Origin of the sequence: Acinetobacter sp. AYS6, from assembly GCF_025630795.1 — a bacterium.
In the GTDB taxonomy this organism is placed as follows: Bacteria; Pseudomonadota; Gammaproteobacteria; order Pseudomonadales; family Moraxellaceae; genus Acinetobacter.
In genome coordinates this window covers 276,235-300,211 of sequence record NZ_JAOTNV010000004.1, presented here as the reverse complement: position 1 = coordinate 300,211, position 23,977 = coordinate 276,235, and the positions used below count along the sequence as shown (strand labels likewise).

Sequence of the window (23,977 nt, the reverse complement as noted above, 5' to 3'; positions counted from 1 at the left end):
GAATTATAGGTAAAAGTTCGACTAAAAACAAATCTTTTGATGAGAAAAGTAAAACTTCTTTACTATAAGGAGGAAATCCTCCCTTATTTAAAAGAGAGGAAGATTTGGAGCAGGGGATTGATAGGTAAAGCTAAAGCTCAAACTTAACAGGGTAATTAATATGACCGAGTAGAGGAAAAAACGTTTAGCCCAAAGTTGGTCATTGTCAGCTTTAAATCCAATAATTGATAAATAGAACCAATATGCTGTTAATGCATTAAAGGTGACTAGAAAAAATATATTGGTATAGCCAAAACAATATAAACCATTCAATACGGCTGCAAACAACACAATATAAATGACACACTCTACTTTCGTGCGATAAATAGAACGTGCAACAGGCAGAATGGGGATTCCCGCATTTTTGTAATCGTCAAAACGATAAATAGCAATTGCCCATGAATGTGGCATTTGCCATAGCGCGTAAGCTAAAAACAAAAGTAAAGCGGCTACATCAAAATGATGAGTTACTGCTGTATAACCAATAACAGGAGGGCTCGCTCCGGAAATACTACCAATGACGGTTTGATGGATTGAGGTGCGTTTTGTCCACAAACTATAAAAACCGACGTAGACAATAAAACCAATCATTGCAAACAAGAAAGCGTAAGCATTTACACCGAACCACAAAATACTAAAACCGATAAGCCCAAGAACAAATGCATATATAAGTGCAACAGTAGGAGAGATGGTTTTTTTGACCAGTGCGCGGTTTTGCGTGCGCTGCATTTTGGTATCGATGTCTTGGTCTATCACATTATTTACAACACAACCAGAAGCAACAACTAACGTTGTTCCAAGTAAGGTGAGTAGTAATAATAAGATGTCTATAGAGCCTTGGGCGGCTAAGAAGAAGCCGCCCAAGGTGGTAATGAAATTACCGAAGAGAATTCCTGGTTTAGTCAGGAATAGATATTTTTTCAACATGACAATCAGTTTAGATCATCATATTGTAGTGAAGGTAATTCATAATCCACACAGAACCGATTAAAAGTACCGCGATACATAAGATTGTGTAGATAAAAGCAATCATATTCCAGCGTTGTTCAGATGATGTATTCATGTGTAGGAAGTACACAAGTTGTACAAGAACCTGAGCAACAGCAGCGATTGCAATTACTGTAACTAAGATGCCACGACTGAAACCACCCGCCATCACCATCCCAAATGGGATGATGGTGAGAATAACAGAAAGGATAAACCCAACAGTATATTGCTTAAAGTTACCGTGTGACGCGCCTGCAGCATTATGGTCATGACTACTCATTAGAGAACTCCCAGTAAGTAAACGACGCTGAATACACAGATCCAAACGATGTCAAGGAAGTGCCAGAACAAGCTTAAGCAAGCTAGACGACGTGTATTCGGTAATGTCAAACCTTTAGTCTTGATTTGATACATCAATACTAACATCCACACTAAACCAGAAGTTACGTGGATACCGTGTGTACCAACCAAAGTAAAGAACGATGATAAGAATGCACTGTGAGTTGGACCATGACCTTCTTCTACAAGGTGATGGAACTCATAAAGTTCCATTCCAATGAACGTTGCACCGAAAAGGAATGTAATAAATAACCAAGTGATAACTTGATTTACATTCTTTTTATAAGATGCAAGTACAGCAAAACCGAAAGTTACCGATGAAATCAATAAGGCAAATGTTTCAGTTAACACGTAGCCCAATGAGTCATGGAACAGGTCATATGCACTTGGAGTTCCTGGTGGAATATGACTGCTTAATACAGCGAACGCAATGAAGAGTGATCCGAAAAGAATCAAGTCACTCATCAAGTATGTCCAGAAACCAAAGACCGTTAAGTCAGTATCATCATGTTCATGATGACCATCGTGGCCGTGGTTGTCGTGATGAAGTACTTCAGCCATTTCCTTAGTCCTTCTTCAAGTGTTTTTCAAGTAAAGCATAGCGTTCGTTTTCAATACGCTCAACTTCAGCAGCCGGAACATAGTAATCAACATTCTTAGTGAATGAGCTTACGATCAAGCTAACAACAGCTGAAACGAATGAAACAACAACGAGCCACCAAATATGCCAGATGAGTGCAAAGCCAAGAATTGTAATGAACATTGCAATGACAAAACCAGCTGCACGATCAGTCGGCATGTGGATGTCTTCATATTTAGTATTACGTGCGTATGCTACACCATTTTCTTTGTCAGTCCAGAAACGGTCAATACCGCTTGCATCTGGTTCATGCGCAAAGTTATAGAATGGAGCAGGGGAAGAGGTTGCCCATTCAAGCGTACGTGCATCCCATGGATCGCCTGTAAGGTCCATGTTGTCTTTGCGTTGTAAGAAACCAACAATGATTTGCATTAAGAAACATGCAATACCAATCGCAACGAGAACAGCACCAAATAATGCAATCGCAAGGTACGGATCCCATTCAGGGTTGTCATATGTATTCAAACGACGAGTCATACCCATGAAACCAAGGATATAAAGTGGCATGAATGCAAAATAGAAACCGAAGAACCAGAACCAGAACGCAGCTTTACCCCATGCTTCATTGAGCTTCCAACCAAACATTTTTGGCCAGTAGTAAATGATGCCGGCAAACATACCAAACACCACACCACCGATAATTACGTTATGGAAGTGAGCGATCAAGAATAATGAGTTGTGTACCAAGAAGTCCGCAGGTGGAACCGCCATAAGTACACCAGTTAAACCACCGATACCGAATGTTACAAGGAAGCCAAGCGTCCATAACATTGGAGTAGTAAAGGTGATGCGACCTTTATACATAGTGAATAACCAAGAGAAGATTTTCACACCAGTAGGAATCGCAATAACCATGGTCATGATACCGAAGAACGCGTTAACGTTCGCACCAGCACCCATGGTGAAGAAGTGGTGAAGCCATACAACGAACGCAAGAACAGTAATCGCGATAGTTGCATACACCATAGACTTGTAACCGAACAACGCTTTACGAGAGAAGGTTGCAACGATTTCTGAGTATAGACCAAATGCTGGTAATACCAAGATATATACTTCAGGGTGACCCCATGTCCAGATCAAGTTCACATAAAGCATTGGGCTACCGCCAAGCTCATTTGTGAAGAAATGGAAACCGAAGTAACGGTCAAGAGTAAGCATTGCAAGAGTACCTGTTAATACAGGGAACGATGCAATGATTAATACAGCTGTACAAAGTGAAGTCCACGTGAAAATAGGCATATCCATTAATTTCATGCCAGGTGCACGCATTTTGATGATGGTAACGAAGAAGTTAACACCAGATAAAAGCGTACCTAGACCAGAAACCTGAAGTGCCCAGATATAGTAGTCAACACCTACACCAGGAGAATATTGAATGCCAGATAGAGGAGGGTAAGCCATCCAACCAGTCGCAGCAAATTCACCTAATACAAGTGAAAGCATCATCAAACCAGCAGCACCAGCGAATAACCAGAAGCTTAAAGAGTTCAATAATGGGAAAGCAACGTCGCGAGCACCAATCTGTAAAGGTACAGAGATGTTCATCATACCTACAACGAGACCCATTGCTACGAAGAAGATCATAATTACACCGTGTGCGGTGAAGATCTGGTCGTAATGGTCTGGATGTAGATAACCTTCGCCGCCGCCTTTAGCGAGGAAAAGTTGTAAACGCATCATGATCGCATCGGCGAAACCACGCAAAAGCATGACTACAGATACGAGAATGTACATGATACCAATCTTTTTATGGTCTACCGTAATAAACCACTCATTCCACAAATATCCCCATTTTTTGAAATAGGTGATACCGCCAAGCACAGCAATTGCACCAAGTGCCATAAGGACCATGGTGACAAGCACAATTGGCTCTGTCGGGATAGAGTCCCAACCCAGTTTACCAAAAATCATATCCATGTCTTATTCCCCTTGAGCAGCGTGTTCAGCTGCAGCATGAGTGTCAGCTGTTGCATGCGCAGCAGAGTGGTCAACACCATGATAGTTACTCATATAGTGGTTGATAATTGTTTCAAACAATTTTGGTTCAACTGAAGAGTAATAAGTCACAGGGTGTGGCTTAGTCGGGAACGGTTTCATAGCTTCAGCTTTAGCAAGCGCTTCTTGATCACCAGCAGCTTTAGCACGATTTACTAAATGCTCGATCTGGTGCTTAGAACGGTCACCATCACGTAAGGTTGCTAATTCAGCTTGGTCAAGCGTAGTTTTTTGAACTGCTTCTGGATTAATAGTAGAACCATTACCCGCTTTTACAGCTGCTACCCATTCGTTGAACTGTTGCTCTGTAACACTATGCGCCTTGAAACGCATTTGAGAGAAACCGTAACCTGAGTAGTTAGAAGAGAAACCACGATATACGCCAGTTTCATTTGCTAACAAATGAAGGTGAGTTTGCATACCTGCCATTGCATAAATCTGGCCGCCTAACTGTGGAATGAAGAATGAGTTCATTGTAAAGTTAGAGGTGATTTTAAAGCTTAACGGAGTTTTTTCAGGGAAACGTACTTCGTTAACAGTTGCAATGTTTTGTTCAGGATAAATGAAGATCCACTTAAACTGTTCTGCAACAACTTGAATAGTTAAAGGAGCTTTATCTGATTCTAAAGGACGGTATGGGTCATACTTGTGGGAACCCCACCAAGTTAACCAAGCTAAAATACCAATAATAATGACAGGGATACCCCATACTACAACTTCAATTGTAGTTGAGTGTGCCCATGTAGGTTTATAGTCTGCATCTTTATTTGACGCGCGATATTTCCAACCAAACCATAATGCCATGATGATTGAAGGAATCACCACAAGTAACATTAAATAGATCGCAGTCATCATAAGGTCACTTTGACCTTGACCAACTGGACCTTTAGAGTTTAGAAGTACCATATCACCACCACACCCAGTCAAAAGTGCGGCAAGCGTTGATAAAGACAATACAGCTAAAATCGTTTGTCTCATTTTACAACCTCGGTGAAGAGTCCCATTCCCTAATTAAATATGGGATAGCGATTAAAGTGTCGCATGATTGAGAACGCTAATCCTTAAATTTAGACTTCTCAATTATATGACACCGCTACGTTGTAGGGCATTATGCCTCATATCGACAAACTAAGCTATACATAAAGTAGTCTGAAATAATTGTTTTAAAACCCGATTTTTTTTGTAGGGTATCTAATCTTTATGGAGCTTTTATTTAAATATCAACTCTCTATAGAAAAAAGGAGGCGGGGTGCCTCCTCTTTTTTTAGACCTTAAATGAATGACTCATTCACTATCATTTGATCACTTTTGTTCTTGCAATTTTGTCATGTAGCGCTTGTCGCTTTTGCCCTAATGCAAAAGCATAGTCAATAATTGTGCTAATAGGCATAAACAGCAAGTTGAGTATGATGAAAACAATGCTTCTTAATAAGAAGATACGAGTTAAATTAACTTTACCATTGCTCTCGGCATCTACAATTTTAATTCCAACAATTTTCTTGCCTATACTTTGCCCAAACTTTGTTAAAAGAAAAGCTTGAATTGCAAGCATGATTACGACGTAAACAAGCATAGAATGCCAAGCTTCTATAGGAATTAAAGTGAAAAGTTGGTGTTGTAGTTCTGCTGCTTTAGTTGAGGCAACTTCAGCTGATTGCATTTGTTTTTGCAATTCAAATAATTGCTTATACTGAGATTCATTAAAGAAAAAAGACGGAATTGCAGCTATTGGTAGCCAAAGTAATAAATCAATAATTTTTGCCAAAGCTCGAGATGGAATAGAGGCAAGTTCATGAATTTTAGGCTCTACACGAATTTGACGAATAGTTTCATTCGTTGAGCTGTTTGTGTTTATGACAGGTGCAGAATAACCGATAGGTTGATATACAAGTTTACCTTGGGTTAATTCTCCTAAAGCTTTCCACTCTGTCATGCCTTCATGCCAAGCTAAATCAGTTAACAAAATTTGTTGGCTAGCCAACATTTGATTTACTTGCTCTAAGGTGTAAGGCCCAGCTTGTTGATTATTACGTGCCAAGTAAATTTGCATAAATAAAAATTCTCTGTTCTAAAGATGAAAAAAGACCCACGGATGGGCCTTTTTTTATAACATATTAGATTTGCTTGATTTTTTCTTCAGCAAGGAAGAACCATGTATCTAAAACTGAGTCTGGGTTAAGAGAAACAGACTCAATACCTTGTTCCATTAACCATTTTGCAAGATCAGGATGGTCTGAAGGACCTTGTCCACAGATACCTACATATTTACCTGCTTTACGGCAGGCATGGATTGCCATTGAAAGAAGTGCTTTAACTGCTGCATCACGCTCATCAAATAAGTGTGAAACAATGCCTGAGTCACGGTCAAGACCTAGTGTTAATTGAGTTAAGTCATTTGAACCAATAGAGAAACCATCGAAATGCTCTAGGAATTGTTCAGCTAATAAGGCATTAGTTGGTAATTCACACATCATGATTACTTTTAAGCCGTTCTCACCACGTCTCAAACCATTTTGTGCTAATAATTCAATAACACGTTTTGCTTCAGATACAGTACGTACAAAAGGAATCATGATTTGAATATTGGTTAGACCCATTTCATCACGAGCTTTCTTAAGTGCACGGCATTCTAATTCGAAACAGTCGCGGAAATTATCAGATACATAACGGCTCGCACCACGGAAACCGAGCATTGGGTTTTCTTCTTCAGGCTCGTATAACTTACCGCCAATCAAGTTTGCATATTCATTTGATTTGAAGTCAGACATACGAACAATAACTGGCTTGTCACCGAATGCAGCAGCAAGAGTTGCAATACCTTCAACCAATTTTTCAACATAGAAATCTACAGGTGAAGCATAACCCGCGGTACGAGTCAGAACCGCAGCACGAGTTTCACGAGGTAAGCTATCAATGTTGAGCAGGGCTTTAGGGTGCACGCCGATCATACGGTTAATAATGAACTCAAGACGAGCAAGACCAATACCTTCATTTGGAATTTGAGCAAAGTCAAATGCGCGGTCAGGGTTACCTACGTTCATCATAATTTTGAACGAAAGCTTAGGCATAGATTCAATTGAGTTACGTTGAACTTCGAAATCCAAAGCGCCTTCGTAAATGAAGCCAGTGTCACCTTCAGCACAAGAAACAGTTACTTCTTGACCATCAGTCAATACTTCTGTTGCGTTACCACAGCCTACAATAGCGGGTACACCAAGTTCACGTGCAATAATTGCCGCGTGACAAGTACGACCACCACGGTTAGTGATAATTGCTGCGGCACGTTTCATTACCGGTTCCCAGTCAGGATCGGTCATATCTGATACAAGAACGTCGCCTTCTTGAACTTTGTCCATTTCTTTAATTGAGTTAACAATACGAACTTTACCAGAACCAATACGTTGACCAATTGAACGACCTTCACAAAGAACAGTACCTCTTTGTTTTAGAAGGTAGCGTTCCATAGTGCCTACATTTTGACGGCTTTTTACGGTTTCAGGACGAGCTTGAACAATATAAATTTGACCATCATCGCCATCTTTTGCCCATTCGATATCCATCGGCGCACCGTAGTGTTGCTCAATGATAAGCGCCTGTTTAGCTAACTCTTGTAACTCATGGTCATTTAAAGCGAATTGTTGGCGCTCTTGTTTCTCAACATCAACAACGACAACCGATTTACCCGCAGAACCTTCTTCACCATAAATCATTTTTTGGTGTTTTGAGCCAAGGTTACGGCGTAAAACTGAATGTCTACCAGCATTTAATAATGGTTTAGATAAGTAAAACTCATCTGGGTTAACCGCACCCTGCACAACCATCTCACCTAAACCATAAGATGCTGTGATAAATACAACTTCACGGAAACCAGACTCAGTATCAAGTGTAAACATTACACCCGCAGCGCCAGTTTCAGAACGAACCATACGCTGAACGCCTGCAGAAAGTGCAACGACGTCATGGTCAAAACCTTGATGTACACGGTAAGAAATCGCACGGTCATTATATAAAGAAGCAAATACTTCTTTGATCGCAATAAGAACGTTATCAATACCGCGAATATTTAAGAAAGTTTCTTGCTGACCTGCGAATGAAGCATCCGGTAAATCTTCAGCAGTTGCAGATGAACGAACGGCAACCGCGATTTCTGGGTTGCCGTTAGAAAGTGTTGTAAAAGCGGCGCGAATTTCTTGTTCTAGGGCTGCAGTGAGTGGAGTCTCTACAATCCATTGACGAATTTTGGCACCTGTTTCTGCAAGAGCATTTACATCATCAACATTGAGTTGGGCAAGTTCTGCTTGAATTCGAGCGTTAAGACCGCTTTGATCTAGGAACTCACGATAGGCATCAGCAGTAGTTGCAAAACCGCCTGGTACCGATACACCAGCATTTGATAAATGGCTGATCATTTCACCCAAAGATGAGTTTTTCCCACCTACGAGTTCGACATCGTGTTTCCCTAATTTTTCTAGACCGATTACGCGCGCTTCCAAAGTTTTCACTCCACTTTTGCAGTATTAATGTCTATCTTGGCATGAAATTATAAAAATAAAGTGCTTAGTTGAGAATTATACTAAGCGACAGTCATGTAAGATCAGTTTACTATAAAGATTATATAGCACTAAGACAAATGTTTAAGGAGAATTTTAATGTCAGAAAGTAAACAGTTTAGACGGAGCGTTTTTTTTATTTCTGATGGAACTGCAATTACTGCCGAGACTCTTGGACATTCGTTATTAGCACAATTTCCCAATGTAGATTTTGACATTCATATCATGCCGTATATTACAACCGAAGAGGCGGCAATGGATGTCGTGATTGAAATTAATAGATGTCAAACCAAAGATGGTTGTCTACCTTTAGTCTTTGATACTTTAGTTGATCCACACGTACGAGAAATCATTAATACTGCTAAAGCAGTTAATCTTGATGTGTTCGAAGGGTTAATCAGTAAATTGGAACAAGAACTAGGTACACCGCCTACCACATTGGTTGGACAGACCCATGCTGTAACCGATTCTGAATCTTATAAAGCACGTATCGATGCTGTTCATTTTGCGCTTGATAATGATGATGGAGCGCGTACTCGTCATTATGATAAAGCGGATTTAATCTTAATTGGAGTTTCCCGTTCCGGTAAAACGCCGACTTCTATTTACTTATCTCTTCAATTCGGTATCCGTGTTGCAAACTATCCATTAACTGAAGAAGATTTGGATGATAACCGTTTGCCTGCTGTACTAAGACCTCATCGTAGTAAATTATTTGGTTTAATGATTGATGCTGAGCGATTAGTTGCGATTCGTAGTGAGCGTAAAGCGAATAGTCGTTATGCAAGTTTTAGTCAATGCCAAATGGAACTAAGAGCAATCGAAGGAATCTATATTTCCGAAGGCATCAAATATTTAAACGTAACTGAAATGTCGATTGAAGAAATTTCAACGCGTGTTTTACAAATGACAGGATTAAAACGTCGTATTGGTTAATTTAATCAACTGCTTATTTTAACCATTCAATTTATATATTTATTTTTGATTAAATTGAATGGTTTTTTAATATAAAAAGTGAGAGAAATAAAAGTTTTAAATATAAAACAAAAAGTTATTAAAGCGTTTTTATTGGTTATCGCCCTGTAAGGTTTTTATAATCCAATTGTGAAATAAAATAAGAGTATTGAAAAGAAATGTATATATTTGAGTATGTTTAAAAATTCTAATTATTTAATTTTGCTAAATATTTTCAAAAGTTATGTAAAAATACATTAAATATTTAAAAATGATAAATGGTTCACATTATTTTGGTGTTATGTGATTAATTTTGGATTTTAATTATACTTTCCCACCTCGATATGGGACTATCCGATTATCAAAATGCTAAAAAAATGTGTTTTTTCATTGGTATACATCTTGCCTCTCAATTTATATGCTGCTCAAGTGGATGATTTGAGAGAGCAGGCTATTCATACTTACAAAACTGGACAAACTCACCAAGCAATATTTCAACTAGATCAATTGCTAAAAACTTATCCGCATGATCAAAAGTTGCTAGCTGATTATTTAGTTGTAATGTCAAATGAAAAAAAAGATCTATTAACTTTCTCTCAGCAATTAGCAAATATTAATTTGGTTACTTTTCCAGAATATGGACAGCTACCTTTAATACGTAATTTTCGTGATTTTAAACACTTTAAAAATGCAGTTGATTGGTCGAATAAATTTAATATTCAAAAAACAGTTGATGGACAGATTTTGTTAGCAGTTTTATACGCTGAAGCTCAAGATGCTGTAAATGCCAAAGCACAGTTAGTAAAAATTAATAGTAAAAATCTGAAGACTGATCAACTAGTGCAAATAGCCTATGCTTATCGCCTTATCAATTTACCTGTAGATGCTTTATCTGCAATTGAACAAGCATATAAGCAGCAACCAAAGTCTTTTGCAGTTTTACAGGAATACAGTTATGACTTAGCGGCTGTGGGGGCTTATAACAATGCTCAGCAGTTATTGCTTGCTAGCGATAAAAATACACAAATAGAATCGTTGCAACACTGGCTACAAGTCAGTGAGTATTCTCAACGTGTAAATAATGCAATTGCTCGTTATAAATATTTGAATCGGGAAGGCATGGCAGATAGTGAAGGCTTTACTGAGCTTGATGCGGTGTTGAAGCAAGGCGAGCAAATGCAGCCTTTGATTCAACCATCAGACCCTAATTATTTAAGATTCCATTATGACTATATATATGCACTAGATTTCCGCGGTCGTAGCCGTACGGTATTAGACCAATTTACTCAATTAAATGTGCCTTTAGAAAAACTACCGGCCTATATTCGTCATGCCATAGCTGATAGTTATTTAGCTGAAAGACAGCCACAACAAGCTGAGCTTGCTTTTAAAACCTTGCTGACTGAAAAAAACTATCCAGATATGACGGTATATACTGGACTGTACTATTCATATATTGAACAAGAAAAATATAAACAAGCTGAACAACTTTTAAGTGATGTTGATCGGCTAATTCCTACGTATAAATACAGTCAAGCCAAAGGGGTGGATAAATCGAGCCATCCAGATCGTGATGACTATATTAATTTACAAGGCATGCATTTAGCCTATGCAAATCATCTTGATCAAGCAGAAAAACATTTTCAGAAACAAGTAGATCTTGCACCTGCCAATGAAAGCTTAATTAATAATTTGGCTCGTGTTGAGCGTTGGAGAGATAAGCCACTACAGTCTAAGCAAACTAGTGCTCGTTTAAATGGTTTAACACCAGTTGGCAAAGATACTCGAATTAACCAGATGCAAAATGCTCAGGCTTTAGGGGATATTCAGGAATGGCGTAAAAATACAGAAAGTCTTTTGCAATATTATCCTGAAGATAGTGGGGTAGTTAAAAGTCGAAAAGAGTTAGATGATCGCAATCGAGCAACAATTTCTCACTCAACCACTTGGGGGCAAAGTAAGGCAGATAGCAATGATTCTGTCAGTGGGCAAAATGGTTTAAAAGACCGCGAAATGGAAACTCGTCTTAATAGTCCGTGGATTAAAGATAATTATCGTCTATTTGCTTGGCATCAAGATCGTTTCGGAGAATACCGTTTTGGTGATGTGCATGACCAACGTTATGGTGTCGGGGCTGAATGGCAAGCGAACCGTAAGGCATTGTCGGCGATTTTTTCGCAAAGTACAGATGGCGGACAAGCCGGTGTTCGTCTTGATTGGTCGCAATGGGTAAACGACCATTGGCAGTATCAATTGCAATATGACAGTCAGGCTAATATTCCCCTACAAGCAATTGACGCTGGTGAAGATGGACAAGCTTACCGTGCTGCTTTGACATGGCAAAAAGATGAGTCACGTCAAATTGGGGCAAGTTATGGTTTAACGGATATAAGCGACGGTAATAAACAACAAGAATTTTCTACTTTTTGGCGCGAGCGATTATTTGATGCGCCTCACCATATTACTTACGGAACCGTTCGTGGATTTTATGGTAGCAATAGTCAAGATCAGACAACTTATTTTAGCCCAAGCAATCACTACAGTGCTGAGTTGAATTTAAGCCATGACTGGATCACTTGGCGAGAATACGAGCGCTCATTTAAACAGCATTTTGAAGCTGGAGTCGGGCTTTATAAACAAGCAGATTATTCAGCTCGACCAACATATTCTTTGCAATATCAACATCAATGGCAGCTCTCACGGACTTGGCAGCTCAATTATGGAATTGGTTGGCAATACCATCCATACGATGGTCATGATGAACAGCATACCTACGGTATTTTCGGATTTGAAGGGCGTTTTTAATGAATAATATGATGTCAAAAATGTTGAGCTGTGTGTTTGCTTCAACGTTATTACCCGTACAATTTTCTCATGCCCGAATTGAAACTGAACTACCAAAAAACCATACGGTTTCTTTAACTTTTCATGATGTGCGAGATGACGTACTCAAAGAAGGAGATCGGGATGTTTATGCGATTCAGACAAAAAATCTGGCACAATTTTTAGATTGGCTTAGTCAATCTGACTGGAAGCCGATTCGTTTAAAAGACATTGAAGAGGCGCGTAAGCAAGGTAAAGAATTGCCTCATAATTCTATTCTGCTGACTTTTGATGACGGGGCTTTAAGTAGTTATAGCCGAGTATTTCCATTACTTAAGCAATATCAGATTCCGGCAGTGTTTGCTCTTCCTACTAGTTGGTTAAATGGCAATACACAGGCCGGTTATGAAGCCTATGGTCAAGGTAACTTGGTGAACTGGGCTCAAGTTCGTGAAATGCAAGCCTCTGGTTTAGCCGAGTTTGCAAGTCACAGTGATGATTTACATCATGGCGTATTGGCCAATCCCCAAGGTAATGAAAAACCCGCTGCGACTTCGTATGCATATTTAAAATCTCAATCACGTTATGAAACAGATGCAGAATATCAACAACGTATCTTGAAAGATTTGAAAAAATCTTACTCAGTTTTGAAAAAAGAATTAGGTGTTAATCCTAAAGCAATTATTTGGCCTTATGGCGCCGTGAATGAGCAACTGGAAAAACTGGCACAGCAGGCAGGGTTTGAGTTTTCATTTAGTTTGGGACGTGATGGGATGAATCGCGTAAGTGATTCAACTTTTAAGCGTAGCTTGGTTATAAATAACCCTACAGCTGAACAGCTCACTGAAGGCATGTTAAATATTTTAAACTTTGAAGAGTCTGATTTATTTAAACAGCCTCGTCACTTTGTGACTATGGATTTAAAGCAATTAGCAGCCCCACAAAATACCCAAACAGATGAAAAGTTAGGGCAATTATTATCAAAACTGTATAGCTTAAAAAATAATGCCTTAATCTTAAAACCGTTGGAAGATAAAGAGGGAGATGGGCAATATGATGTTGCTTATTTTCCTACCGATAAAATGCCTGTTCAACAAGATATTTTAAACCGTACTTTATGGCAGGCTCAAACTCGGGCGGGTCAAGCGGTAATATTAGAGTTGCCCGCTTATCCACAGAAAGATAAACCATTTTTAACTGTAGATTTGGCAAAAGATATTGCACGTTTTAACAGTAATTTAAGTGGTATTCAGCTTAATGCGGGTACTTCTTTAAATTGCGAAATGCAAAAAGTAACTGCGCAAGAAAGTAGTTGTATAGAGCAATCAAAACAGATCGCGCGACTTAGCCAGCTTACTAAAAAAGTGGTAAGGCCTTATTTAAATATGAGTAATCAGGCACAGTTTAGTTTATTACTTACACCTGATTTAGACCATATAGACAATTTACCAGAGCTTTTGACCACGCTTTTATCACAACATGATCTAGTCAATTTGAAGTTCAATGTGATTGGCAAGAAAAAGCAATTTAGTCATTTGTTAGCACTATTAAATACGCTTAATGAAAAAGATAAGCAAAGAGTTATGCTGACTTTAACATTGCCGGAAAACTCTCAAAAGGCCAGTTGGGAAGAAGTACAGCAAGGGCTCTTTTCGATTCAGCGAATAGGTATCCAGAAATTCGGTATTGATGGCTATAGTTTTGAAAAGTCAAAAGATGTCCATCAATATTTATATAATCCGATCAGTCTAAATGCTAGTCCTGTCATGTATCAGCCATTTGCTGGATTGGTAGAGGGGAAAAAGTAATGAGAGTATTACTCGATATTCTATTTGCTTTTGCTTTTTTATATCCTTTACTCATGGCTTGGACATGGATGGTAGGAGGACTTTGGTTCTTCTTTAAAAGGGAATACCGTGAACAAACTCTTCCTGAGCCAACGAGTGAAGGGTGCAGTATCATCATTCCATGTTTTAACGAAGAAGCTCAAGTACGACAAACGATTCGTTATGCACTGCAAACGAAATATCCTAATTTCGAAGTAATTGCCGTTAATGACGGAAGTAGTGACAGAACAGCTGAAATTCTCGATGAATTGTCAGCGCAAGATTCACGACTTCGCGTTGTACACTTAGCAGAAAATCAGGGCAAAGCCGTAGCTTTAAGATCGGGCGTTTTAGTTAGTAAATACGAATATCTCGTTTGTATTGATGGCGATGCATTGTTACATCCGCATGCCGTACTTTGGTTAATGCAGCCATTTATAAACTTCCCGCGAATTGGTGCTGTAACGGGTAATCCACGAATTCTAAACCGTTCTAGTATTTTAGGAAAATTACAGGTTGGCGAGTTTTCTTCGATTATTGGTTTAATTAAACGTGCACAGCGTACATATGGTCGTATTTTTACCGTATCTGGTGTGATTGCCGCATTTCGTAAAACGGCACTCGTTCGCGTTGGGTTTTGGTCAGACGATAAAATTACCGAAGATATTGATATTTCATGGAAGTTACAGCTCGACCATTGGGATATTCAGTATATTCCACAAGCGCTTTGCTATATCTATATGCCTGAGACATTCAAAGGTCTATGGAAACAGCGTCTTCGCTGGGCACAAGGTGGGGTAGAGGTCCTTATAGAATATATTCCACAAATGTTCAAACTGCGTGTTCGCAGAATGTGGCCTGTCATGATTGAGGCGCTAGTCAGTATCATCTGGTCTTATGTCATGATTCTAATCTTTACGCTATTTTTTGTCGGATTGTTTATTGAGTTGCCTCAGCAATGGCAGATCAAAACCCTTATGCCACAGTGGTACGGCGTAATATTAGGCGGAACATGTTTAATCCAGTTTTTGGTGAGTTTGTGGATTGATCAGCGTTATGACCGTGGTCGCTTCTTTAAAAACTATTTCTGGGTGATCTGGTACCCTTTATTTTTCTGGTTGCTTACTTTATTTACCAGTGTTGTGGCGGTACCAAAAACTTTATTTAACACTAAAAAACGTGCCCGTTGGGTGAGCCCAGACCGGGGATTCCGTGGAGATAACCCATGAAACCTGAGGAAAATAAGGATATAGAAGCTTTAGATATCCCTGAATATATTGACCAGCCGGAATACGTCAAAAATAAAGCAGCAAACTATACATTACAAACCATTGGATGGTTTTGTTTGATGTGGTTGTTGTTTCCACTGGTTTCCCTGTTCCTATGGGTTTTTGAAGGACACTTAATTTATGATTATGTCTGGGTTGACCATATATCAGAAGTTAAGACCTTGCTCCATTTAGCATTACTCATCGGGATTAGTGCCCTCATTTTAATTTTGTGGGCGAGTTATAACTGGATTAGGTTCAGTGGTGAGGACCGGCGGACTAAGGCCCCTAATAGTTCAGTTGAACTGCTCGCCGCCCAATTTTCGGTTAGTCCTGATATGTTAGGTGAATTGCAACAAAAACAACGCATCACTTTACATTACGATGATCATGGTAATTTGCAAAAATATGAGTAAATAATAAAAAAGCATGGCCTAAAAACCATGCTTTTTTTCTTTTTATAGTGTTGTTCTAATAATCACATCGATTGACTGTTCGATACCATCCATGCTGTGAATTGATTTATGGTTAACTTTAACAATAGGCCAAGTTTGTAATTTACAATTGGATTTTTGGAGTGCAGCATAATAACTATCGGACTTAAAAAATACCTTTTTAGTCGTAGCAATATTAGGTGTTAAAAGGCGCTTAAGCCATGTTTCGCTAACCTGTGTATCAAGAAAGCGTAAGGCCAAAAGACTTTTAATGCGATTATTAAATAATCTCCGGTTTTTGATAATGAGAGGGTGAGTAATTAACTTATTTGTGCCTATTTGACTATGAGGCAAAATAAAGTGAGGCGTAATTTGAAATACAGTGACAAATTTTGCTTGTTGGCAAATTTTTTCAAGGTGAGTTACGGTTTCTTGATTTGTACCGATAATCGCGACACATAAACGTGAAAAATCAAACTCTTTAATTGAAGTTGATGGAATAACTTGCCCAGAAAATTCTTCAAAATCTTGAGGCATATTTTGAAAAATTACTGATTTTGAAGCGTTATTTTTAATATTAATACTCATTTTCCAAAAGTCCTTTTGGTTTTTCAATCATGATGTTTTTATCGTTTTAATATAAATAACCAAGCAGGAAGTTGGGGTAAAGTATTTTCAGATAGATGGTCATCCCATACTCGAAATCAATTCAAGTATGGGAACATGGAACAGAGTTTAATGTGCTGTTTTTACGTTCATTAATTGCGTAAAACTTTCTAGACGTTTAGCTGTATCGTATATATCACATGTAAAAATAAACTCATCAACATCGTATGTTGCTAAAAGCTTTTGTAAACCTGAGCGCACAGTTTCAACCGAACCTATTTGTGCCATTGCATAGAAGTTTTCAACAGAAAGCTGTTCTGCTGTATTCCATAATCCCTGCATTGATTCAACTGGTGGTTTAAGCTTTAAACTTTCGCCACGAATTAAACCTAATACACGTTGGTACGCACTCGTTGCTAAGAACTGAGCTTCCTCATCTGTATCTGCCACAACAATAGGCACACCCATAGAAACATAAGGTTTATCTAAGTACTCAGAAGGTTCAAAATTCTCGCGATAGAGTTGAATGGCTTGGCCTAGCATACGTGGTGCAAAATGTGAGGCAAATGAGTAGGGTAGTCCAAGTTTTGCTGCGAGTTGGGCGCTAAATAGGCTAGATCCAAGTAACCAAACAGGAACATGGGTATTTTGTCCTGGCGTTGCAATAATCTTTTGTCCTGCTTGAGGGGCGTCAAAATATTTTAGAATTTCGACAACATCTTTTGGAAATTGGTCTTCCGTTTCTTGATGCCCACGACGTAAAGCTCGCATGGTAAGTTGGTCTGTACCAGGAGCACGGCCTAAGCCAAGTTCAATACGGTTTGGATATAAAGTGGCAAGCGTTCCAAATTGTTCTGCGACAACTAAAGGAGCATGGTTAGGAAGCATAATGCCGCCTGAACCTAAACGAATATGTTGTGTGTGCGCGGCAATAAAGCCTAGCAATACGGCTGTAGCAGAGCTCGCGATTCCATCCATATTGTGATGTTCTGCAAGCCAGAAACGTTCATAGCCTAGTTTCTCTGCATGTTGTGCTAATTCTAATGCGTGACGTAATGAAAATTCGATGGTTTTATCATTACGAATAGGAGCAAGTTCCAAAATTGAAAACTTAGTATCTTGAAATGATCGCATGCGATATTCTCGAATAAGGGTATATCGAAATACTACGATATATCAAGATCGATGTATATCGTTTTTTTTCGATATTAAGTTTCATCTCTCAATAAAAAAGCACCCGAAGGTGCTTTTTGATGTATATACAAATTAGCGATGTTTGTACCAGCCGCGGTGTAAACCGTTGTCATGACGGCGATGACCACCTTTACTATAATAACGACGGTCGCCATCGTCATATCTACGATCATCTCGATCGTAACGATCATCGTAGTTACGATCTTCGGCAACTTTACGACCTAACGCTGAACCACCTGCCGCACCTACTGCTGCACCGATGTAACCGCCGTTAGTACCGCCCATATTTTTACCGACTGTATAACCAGCACCACCACCTAAAGCACCCCCAATGGCAGCTTCAGTACGATTGCGACGGTCACTAGCTGCTGCAGCACCACCAGCACCACCTAAAGCAGCACCAATTGTTGCGCCTGTCGTACCGCCCATGCTTTTACCAATAGCTGTACCTACAACACTACCTAAAGCAGAAGTTGCAGCAACACGCGTACCATTATCTGCGTGTGCAACCGTTACTACAGACGATGTTGCAAGTAATGCACTAGCTAACCAAATATTCATTTTCATCTTGGAACTCCATGTCCTTTTTTACTGAAAGGACAGTATTTTTATCTTGAGATAAATGTAATAAAAAATTTCGTGATAATTATGGAGAACCCCGAAGGCGATACGATAGTTTTGTGTCTGTTTGTATTGTTTGTATTAATCTGTGGATAAATCATGAACAAAAGCAAAAAAGTGACTATTTGCTTTCCATAATAAAAAAGCACCCGAAGGTGCTTAGAGTCGTTTCATCAAATTTGATTAGTGATGACGACGGTGTTTTTTCTTCCAGTGTTTAGATGATCGATCATAATCGCGGTCTTTCGAAATTTTATTACCTAAAGCACCACCACCTGCCGCACCTAAAGCAGCACCGATGTATCCACCGTTTGTACCGCCCATGCTTCTACCAACGGTATAACCAGCACCACCACCTAAACCACCGCCAATTGCAGATTCTGTACGGTGACGACGGTCACTTGCAACTGCTGCACCACCAGCACCACCTAAAGCAGCACCAATTGTTGCGCCAGATGTACCACCCATGCTTTTACCAATTGCAGTACCAGCGACACTACCTAAAGCAGAAGCGGCTGCTACATGTGTTGTATTGTCAGCATGTGCTACAGTAACCATAGAAGTTGCTAAAACAGCGCTACATAACCAAGCATTTAATTTCATTTTTTACTCCGTGTCCCTAGCAGCAGGACCCTAATATCTTTTGTTACGGCAAATGTAACAAAACACGTCTTTTAAAATATGGAGAACCATCAGTTCATTATTGTAGTTTAGTGTTTGGTTTGTATGTTTTCTATTAAAATAGAATATTTAATACTCATATAGATAAACATGCGACTCATTTAATTTTAATGAGCTTATTACTGGTGATCTGAACATAGAAAATTGATTAAAGCTCTGGTGGCAGAAGACATATGTTTATGTTGTGCGTACAGTAAAGAAAAGGGACGTGTATGGTCGGCATAAGCCTCAAGTAAAGGTTGTAATTTTCCTTGTCGAATTTTTTCATTAACAATAAAGCTATAACTCTGACATATCCCTAATCCACTTTCGGCAAAAGAAACTACACCTAAAATATCTTCTTTTACCAAAATGCGATTTGTTGGTACCCATTGAATTTCTTCATCTGCATTTTTTAAAAACCAAGGGGTTATCTTGCCACTACTCGGTAATTCAAAAGCAATACATTGGTGATGATTTAATTCTTCTAGGTTTTTTGGAATACCCATACGTTTTAAATAGTGAGGTGAGGCAACGACTTGTAACGGAGCAAGTTCAAGCGGTCTGGCCACAAGCGAGCTATTCGGGAGATGTCCTTGACGAATGGCTAAATCAAAACCCTCAGCAATTAGATCGACATTTCGGTTAGAGATGCTGACCTCAATTTGAATGTCCGGATATTGCAAAAGAAATTTTTCTAATAAGGGTGGTAAGCGATAGTGTCCATAAGTTGTAGGAACGCTTAATTTGATTTTTCCAGAAATTTGTAGTTGTTCACCTTGAATCACACGTTCTGCATGGTCAATTAACTGAAATGCATGTTGCATTTTTTCGTAATAAAGTTGACCTGCTTCCGTCAAACTTAGATGACGAGTCGTTCTTCTAAAGAACTGGATACCTAATCTTTTCTCTAGCCGTGTAATTGTTCTACTAATAACTGAAGGTGTCGTGGACAAATAAATTGCAGCGGCACTAATAGAAAGCTTTTCAGCCACAATTAAAAACACTTCAACATCGGCAAGATGGTCAAATTGACGAGACATTTTGTCCTCAAACGCAAAAAAGATTTGTAAATGTGGTTGTTTTTCTACCTTACTGGCAAAAATAGAATATATCCATCCCAGTTATAAATCCAGCACAAGGCTGGAATGAAGGTCGAATGATGAAAACACTCAATAAAATAATGCTTGCAGTGATTGCAACTTCAGCAGCATTAAGTGCAAATGCCGCTCATGTATTAGTTGTATTATCTGATGAAGGGCAGCTAGAGCTAAAAAATGGTCATATTTTTAAAACAGGCTTTTATTTAAATGAGTTGATGCAGCCTACAAAAATACTTTTAGATGCAGGGCACACAGTAACTTTCGCTACACCAAAAGGGAAAGCGCCAACATTAGATGAGTCATCAAATAGTGCGATGTACTTTAATCAAGATGAAAAAGCATTAAAGCAATATGCAGGTTTATTACACGATCTAAAGTTAACGTCTGCGCAAGATTCTCCAGTTTTGAGTCTATCTCGTATTGAGCAAATTGGTGTTGATCAGTTTGATGCTATTTATATTCCAGGCGGACATGCGCCTATGCAAGATCTTTTAAAAGATAAACAGCTTGGAAACGTTCTGACTGCTTTTCATAAAGCTGGAAAGCCTACAGCACTGGTTTGTCATGGCCCTATAGCTTTGATGTCAACGTTACCGAATGCTTCGGAAGTGGTTAAGCAACTTGAGCAAGGCAAACCTGTAAAAACTGGTGAGTGGATTTATAAAAATTATCGGATGACTGTGATTAGTAACCAAGAGGAAGAGCAAGCGAAGGCTTTATTAAAAGGTGGTGAAATGAAGTTCTATCCCCAAACGGCTTTACAGTCAATTGGAGGTAAATATCAAAGTAATACGAACGCTTGGTCTCCAAATGTAGTGGTGGATCGTGAACTGATTACAGGGCAAAATCCAGCCTCAGCCATTCTTGTTGGTAAAGCATTATTAGAAAAATTAAAGTAAATAGTAAGGGTAAAGAGGTTTTATGAATAAAGCCTCTATTACCAGTTGAGTGAAAAAGGTGACGTATTATTTTCTATAGAAAAAGCTAAATTATAGGCGAGTAAATAAATCTCATCTGAAAATCATTATATTTATAAGTTGCTAGCTACAGTGAAAGTTGATGAATTGGCTGATTATATATGTCATTTAAGCGGCATAATCTGTAAACTATGCGCTATTTTTACGATTTTGCTTATCTTCTATATTTACATAGCATTCGATAAGCTTTTTGGACTTTTGAGATATTTCCTCTTATGAAAGCGTCACTCCGTTTACGACTTGATCAACTCTGTGATCGACATGAAGAACTTACCGCGTTGCTTGCAGATGTGGAAGTCATCTCCGATAACAAACGTTTCCGTAAATTGTCTCGCGAACATAGTGATTTATCTGAAATTACCGAGGTTTGGGGCAAATATCGTCAAGCAGAAGAAGATATTGAAACTGCTGAAATGATGAAGTCTGATCCTGACTTTAAAGATATGGCAGAAGAAGAAATTCAAGCAAATAAAGATTTGCTTGTAGAGTTAGAAAGTCAGCTCAATATTTTGATGATTCCAAAAGATCCAAATGACTCTAATGCAGCTTATTTAGAAATTCGCGCCGGAACTGGTGGGGATGAGGCTGCAATTTTCTCTGGTGACTTATTTCGCATGTACAGTAAATATGCCGAGACACAAAATTGGCGTATAGAAGTACTTTCTGAAAATGAAGGTGAACATGGTGGCTTTAAAGAGGTCATTTGCCGTGTAGATGGCGATGGCGTTTATGGTCGCTTGAAGTTTGAAAGTGGTGCGCATCGTGTGCAACGTGTTCCAGCAACTGAATCACAAGGTCGTGTTCATACTTCAGCGTGTACAGTTGCAATCTTGCCTGAAATTGATGTTGATACTAACGTTGAAATTAATCCGGCAGATTTACGTATTGATACTTACCGCGCGTCAGGTGCGGGTGGTCAGCACATTAACAAAACCGATTCGGCCGTGCGTATTACCCACATTCCAACTGGTACAGTAGTTGAGTGCCAAGAAGAACGTTCACAGCATAAAAACAAAGCTAAAGCGATGGCATTGTTAGTATCGCGTTTAGAAAATGCAAAACGTGCGGCAGCAGATGCAGCAACTTCTGAAATGCGCCGTGATTTGGTTGGTTCTGGTGACCGTTCTGAACGTATCCGTACTTATAACTACCCACAAGGGCGTATGACGGACCATCGTATTAATCTCACTTTATATAAGTTAGACGCGATTATGGAAGGTGATTTAACTGAACTACTTGATAGCTTACATCGTGAATATCAGGCAGATCAGCTTGCAATGCTTGCACAGGAAAATGGCGGCTAATGAATATTGCTCAAGCGCTTGCAATTCGTGGTGAGCCTGACAGTTATGAACGGCAAGAAAATGCTTGGTTGCTTGAGCATTTTCTAAAAATCAATTCGCTTGAATTAAAGTTTAGACTTGAGCAAGAGTTAACAGCCCAACAAGAGCAAGACTATGTAGCTGGTCTTGAACGTATCCAAAAAGGTGAACCTTTAGCTTATGTAACGGGTTCACAACCATTTTGGACGCTCGATTTAAAAGTAACATCTGACACATTGGTGCCACGACCTGATACCGAGGTTTTAGTTGAAACCGTCTTAAATCTAAGTTTGCCAAATACTGCAAATATTGTTGATTTGGGAACGGGGACAGGTGCAATTGCGCTTGCGTTAGCGAGTGAACGTCCAGATTGGTTCGTCACAGCAACTGACATTTATGCGCCTACTTTAGAAGTCGCAAAAGAAAATGCACTAGCTCATAATTTGCAACGTGTAAAATTCGCTTGCGGCGCTTGGTTTGAAGCACTAGAGCCACAAAAATTTGATTTAATTGTTTCTAATCCGCCGTATATCGACCCTGAAGATGAACACATGCAAGCTTTGGCAACAGAACCACGCCGTGCATTGGTTGCAGATCATCAGGGACTGGCTGATATTGAAATTATTATTGCTCAAGGGAAAAACTGGTTAAAACCACAAGGCTGGATTGCACTTGAACACGGTTATGATCAGGGGCAAGCTGTTCGAAATATATTTGCTGAGCATGGTTTTAGTGAGATTAAAACCATTCAAGATTACGGCCAAAATGATCGAGTCACTTTGGCATGCTGGATTTAAGGCTATTTTGAGTGCGTATCGCGCCAACGTAATAACCAATTTTCGATAAGTTTCATTAGGGTATCGGTTACTTTACCCAATAGGGCTAATAAAATAATTGCAATGATAACAATATCAGGTCGAGAAGTTTCTCGTCCATCGCTGAGTAAATAACCAATTCCTTGAGTAGCTGCAATCAGTTCAGCAGCAATCATAAACATCCACGATAAGCTTAAGCTGTTACGTAAACCAGTTAAAATTCCCGGAGAGGCTGCCGGTAAAATGATAGATACAATCCGTTGAAAAGCATTGAGCCGATAAACTTTTCCAACCTCAATAAGCTTTCTATCTACATTATGAATTGCTGCAACGGTATTGGTATAGGTTGGAAAAAATGCTCCAATTGCAATTAATGTAATTTTAGAACCTTCATCAATTCCTAACCAAAGCAACAATAATGGAATCCATGCAAGACTTGGAATTGATTTAATTGCTGAAAAAGTTGGTTCCAAATAAGCTTCGGCTTCTTTACTTAACCCAACCCAAATCGCAAAAAATAACCCTAAACCACTCCCTATAATGAAACCTACTAAAACACGCCATGTACTAATATAAATATGGGCAAACAGGTCACTATGAGCTAAATCTAAAAAAGATTGCCATAAGCTGCTAGGTGCGGGGAGTAAATAAGCATCGACATAACCATTCCTGACTAAAAACTCACAAGCCGCTAAAAAGATGAATGGAATGAGTAGCGCTTTAAACCACCGTGTAAATTTATTGTTTAGATGCTTTTTCTGCGATTTTAAAGCCTGCTGAGCTAAGAAATGATTTAGCTCAGCTTTGTTAAATGAATCACTCAT

General features: G+C 39.1%; 21 protein-coding genes. 8 read left to right on the top strand and 13 right to left on the bottom strand.

Annotated elements, in window-relative coordinates:
* Window positions 1–87: 87 nt before the first annotated feature.
* The 7 genes from cyoE to ppsA form a co-directional block, all read right to left on the bottom strand.
* Window positions 88–966: a heme o synthase gene (gene cyoE / locus OD757_RS02255; protein WP_009391812.1), complete on the bottom strand. Its 879-nt coding sequence runs from the start codon at window positions 964–966 to the stop codon at window positions 88–90.
* A 10-nt stretch (window positions 967–976) separates the two neighbouring features.
* Complete coding sequence (locus OD757_RS02250; protein ID WP_004643325.1) at window positions 977–1,306, bottom strand: cytochrome o ubiquinol oxidase subunit IV; 330 nt, start codon at window positions 1,304–1,306, stop codon at window positions 977–979.
* A complete protein-coding gene (gene cyoC, locus OD757_RS02245) occupies window positions 1,306–1,926 on the bottom strand; it encodes a cytochrome o ubiquinol oxidase subunit III (protein WP_005306751.1) in 621 nt (206 codons plus the stop codon). Before cyoC ends, OD757_RS02250 begins: the two co-directional genes overlap by 1 nt.
* A 4-nt stretch (window positions 1,927–1,930) precedes the next feature.
* Complete coding sequence (gene cyoB / locus OD757_RS02240) at window positions 1,931–3,922, bottom strand: cytochrome o ubiquinol oxidase subunit I (protein WP_009391804.1); 1,992 nt, start codon at window positions 3,920–3,922, stop codon at window positions 1,931–1,933.
* A gap of 3 nt (window positions 3,923–3,925) precedes the next feature.
* Window positions 3,926–4,978: a ubiquinol oxidase subunit II gene (gene cyoA / locus OD757_RS02235; RefSeq protein WP_009391784.1), complete on the bottom strand. Its 1,053-nt coding sequence runs from the start codon at window positions 4,976–4,978 to the stop codon at window positions 3,926–3,928.
* Between the two features lie 316 nt (window positions 4,979–5,294).
* Window positions 5,295–6,050: an RDD family protein gene (locus OD757_RS02230; RefSeq protein ID WP_263030725.1), complete on the bottom strand. Its 756-nt coding sequence runs from the start codon at window positions 6,048–6,050 to the stop codon at window positions 5,295–5,297.
* Window positions 6,051–6,114: 64 nt separating this feature from the next.
* A complete protein-coding gene (gene ppsA, locus OD757_RS02225) occupies window positions 6,115–8,502 on the bottom strand; it encodes a phosphoenolpyruvate synthase (protein WP_171061973.1) in 2,388 nt (795 codons plus the stop codon).
* A 147-nt stretch (window positions 8,503–8,649) separates the two neighbouring features.
* Between ppsA and OD757_RS02220 the strand changes: the two genes are divergently transcribed.
* The 5 genes from OD757_RS02220 to pgaD all read left to right on the top strand — a co-directional run bounded on the left by OD757_RS02220 (window position 8,650) and on the right by pgaD (window position 15,837).
* Window positions 8,650–9,486, top strand: a complete 837-nt coding sequence (locus tag OD757_RS02220; RefSeq protein WP_004791471.1) for a pyruvate, water dikinase regulatory protein — start codon at window positions 8,650–8,652, stop codon at window positions 9,484–9,486.
* A 384-nt stretch (window positions 9,487–9,870) separates the two neighbouring features.
* Window positions 9,871–12,309 carry a poly-beta-1,6 N-acetyl-D-glucosamine export porin PgaA gene (pgaA, locus tag OD757_RS02215; protein WP_263030724.1) on the top strand — a complete coding sequence of 813 codons (2,439 nt, stop codon included), beginning with the start codon at window positions 9,871–9,873 and terminating at the stop codon, window positions 12,307–12,309.
* Window positions 12,309–14,135 carry a poly-beta-1,6-N-acetyl-D-glucosamine N-deacetylase PgaB gene (gene pgaB, locus OD757_RS02210; protein WP_263030723.1) on the top strand — a complete coding sequence of 609 codons (1,827 nt, stop codon included), beginning with the start codon at window positions 12,309–12,311 and terminating at the stop codon, window positions 14,133–14,135. The genes pgaA and pgaB overlap by 1 nt, the downstream gene beginning before the upstream one ends.
* Window positions 14,135–15,382 (top strand): poly-beta-1,6-N-acetyl-D-glucosamine synthase, encoded by a 1,248-nt coding sequence (gene pgaC, locus OD757_RS02205; protein ID WP_263030722.1) that lies wholly within the window; start codon window positions 14,135–14,137, stop codon window positions 15,380–15,382. Before pgaB ends, pgaC begins: the two co-directional genes overlap by 1 nt.
* Window positions 15,379–15,837: a poly-beta-1,6-N-acetyl-D-glucosamine biosynthesis protein PgaD gene (pgaD, locus tag OD757_RS02200; RefSeq protein WP_009391700.1), complete on the top strand. Its 459-nt coding sequence runs from the start codon at window positions 15,379–15,381 to the stop codon at window positions 15,835–15,837. Before pgaC ends, pgaD begins: the two co-directional genes overlap by 4 nt.
* A 42-nt stretch (window positions 15,838–15,879) precedes the next feature.
* Here the strand turns inward: pgaD and OD757_RS02195 are convergent, their stop codons facing one another.
* The 5 genes from OD757_RS02195 to OD757_RS02175 form a co-directional block, all read right to left on the bottom strand.
* Window positions 15,880–16,443, bottom strand: a complete 564-nt coding sequence (locus OD757_RS02195) for a flavoprotein (RefSeq protein ID WP_263030721.1) — start codon at window positions 16,441–16,443, stop codon at window positions 15,880–15,882.
* A 147-nt stretch (window positions 16,444–16,590) separates the two neighbouring features.
* Window positions 16,591–17,595, bottom strand: coding sequence for an LLM class flavin-dependent oxidoreductase (locus tag OD757_RS02190; protein ID WP_263030720.1), 1,005 nt, complete (start codon window positions 17,593–17,595; stop codon window positions 16,591–16,593).
* 132 nt (window positions 17,596–17,727) lie between these two features.
* Window positions 17,728–18,222 carry a hypothetical protein gene (locus OD757_RS02185; RefSeq protein WP_263030719.1) on the bottom strand — a complete coding sequence of 165 codons (495 nt, stop codon included), beginning with the start codon at window positions 18,220–18,222 and terminating at the stop codon, window positions 17,728–17,730.
* A 237-nt stretch (window positions 18,223–18,459) separates the two neighbouring features.
* A complete protein-coding gene (locus OD757_RS02180; protein WP_263030718.1) occupies window positions 18,460–18,879 on the bottom strand; it encodes a glycine zipper domain-containing protein in 420 nt (139 codons plus the stop codon).
* Between the two features lie 197 nt (window positions 18,880–19,076).
* Window positions 19,077–19,979, bottom strand: coding sequence for a LysR family transcriptional regulator (locus OD757_RS02175; protein WP_263030717.1), 903 nt, complete (start codon window positions 19,977–19,979; stop codon window positions 19,077–19,079).
* Window positions 19,980–20,098: 119 nt separating this feature from the next.
* On the opposite strand from OD757_RS02175, the gene OD757_RS02170 reads away from it, so the two are divergent.
* From OD757_RS02170 to prmC, 3 genes are all read left to right on the top strand, one after another.
* Window positions 20,099–20,938: a type 1 glutamine amidotransferase domain-containing protein gene (locus tag OD757_RS02170; RefSeq protein WP_263030716.1), complete on the top strand. Its 840-nt coding sequence runs from the start codon at window positions 20,099–20,101 to the stop codon at window positions 20,936–20,938.
* Between the two features lie 293 nt (window positions 20,939–21,231).
* Complete coding sequence (prfA, locus tag OD757_RS02165) at window positions 21,232–22,320, top strand: peptide chain release factor 1 (RefSeq protein WP_005306718.1); 1,089 nt, start codon at window positions 21,232–21,234, stop codon at window positions 22,318–22,320.
* Complete coding sequence (gene prmC, locus OD757_RS02160) at window positions 22,320–23,135, top strand: peptide chain release factor N(5)-glutamine methyltransferase (RefSeq protein ID WP_263030715.1); 816 nt, start codon at window positions 22,320–22,322, stop codon at window positions 23,133–23,135. The genes prfA and prmC overlap by 1 nt, the downstream gene beginning before the upstream one ends.
* 2 nt (window positions 23,136–23,137) lie before the next feature.
* Here prmC and OD757_RS02155 read toward each other — a convergent pair whose 3' ends face one another.
* Window positions 23,138–23,977 (bottom strand): ABC transporter permease, encoded by an 840-nt coding sequence (locus OD757_RS02155; RefSeq protein ID WP_263030714.1) that lies wholly within the window; start codon window positions 23,975–23,977, stop codon window positions 23,138–23,140.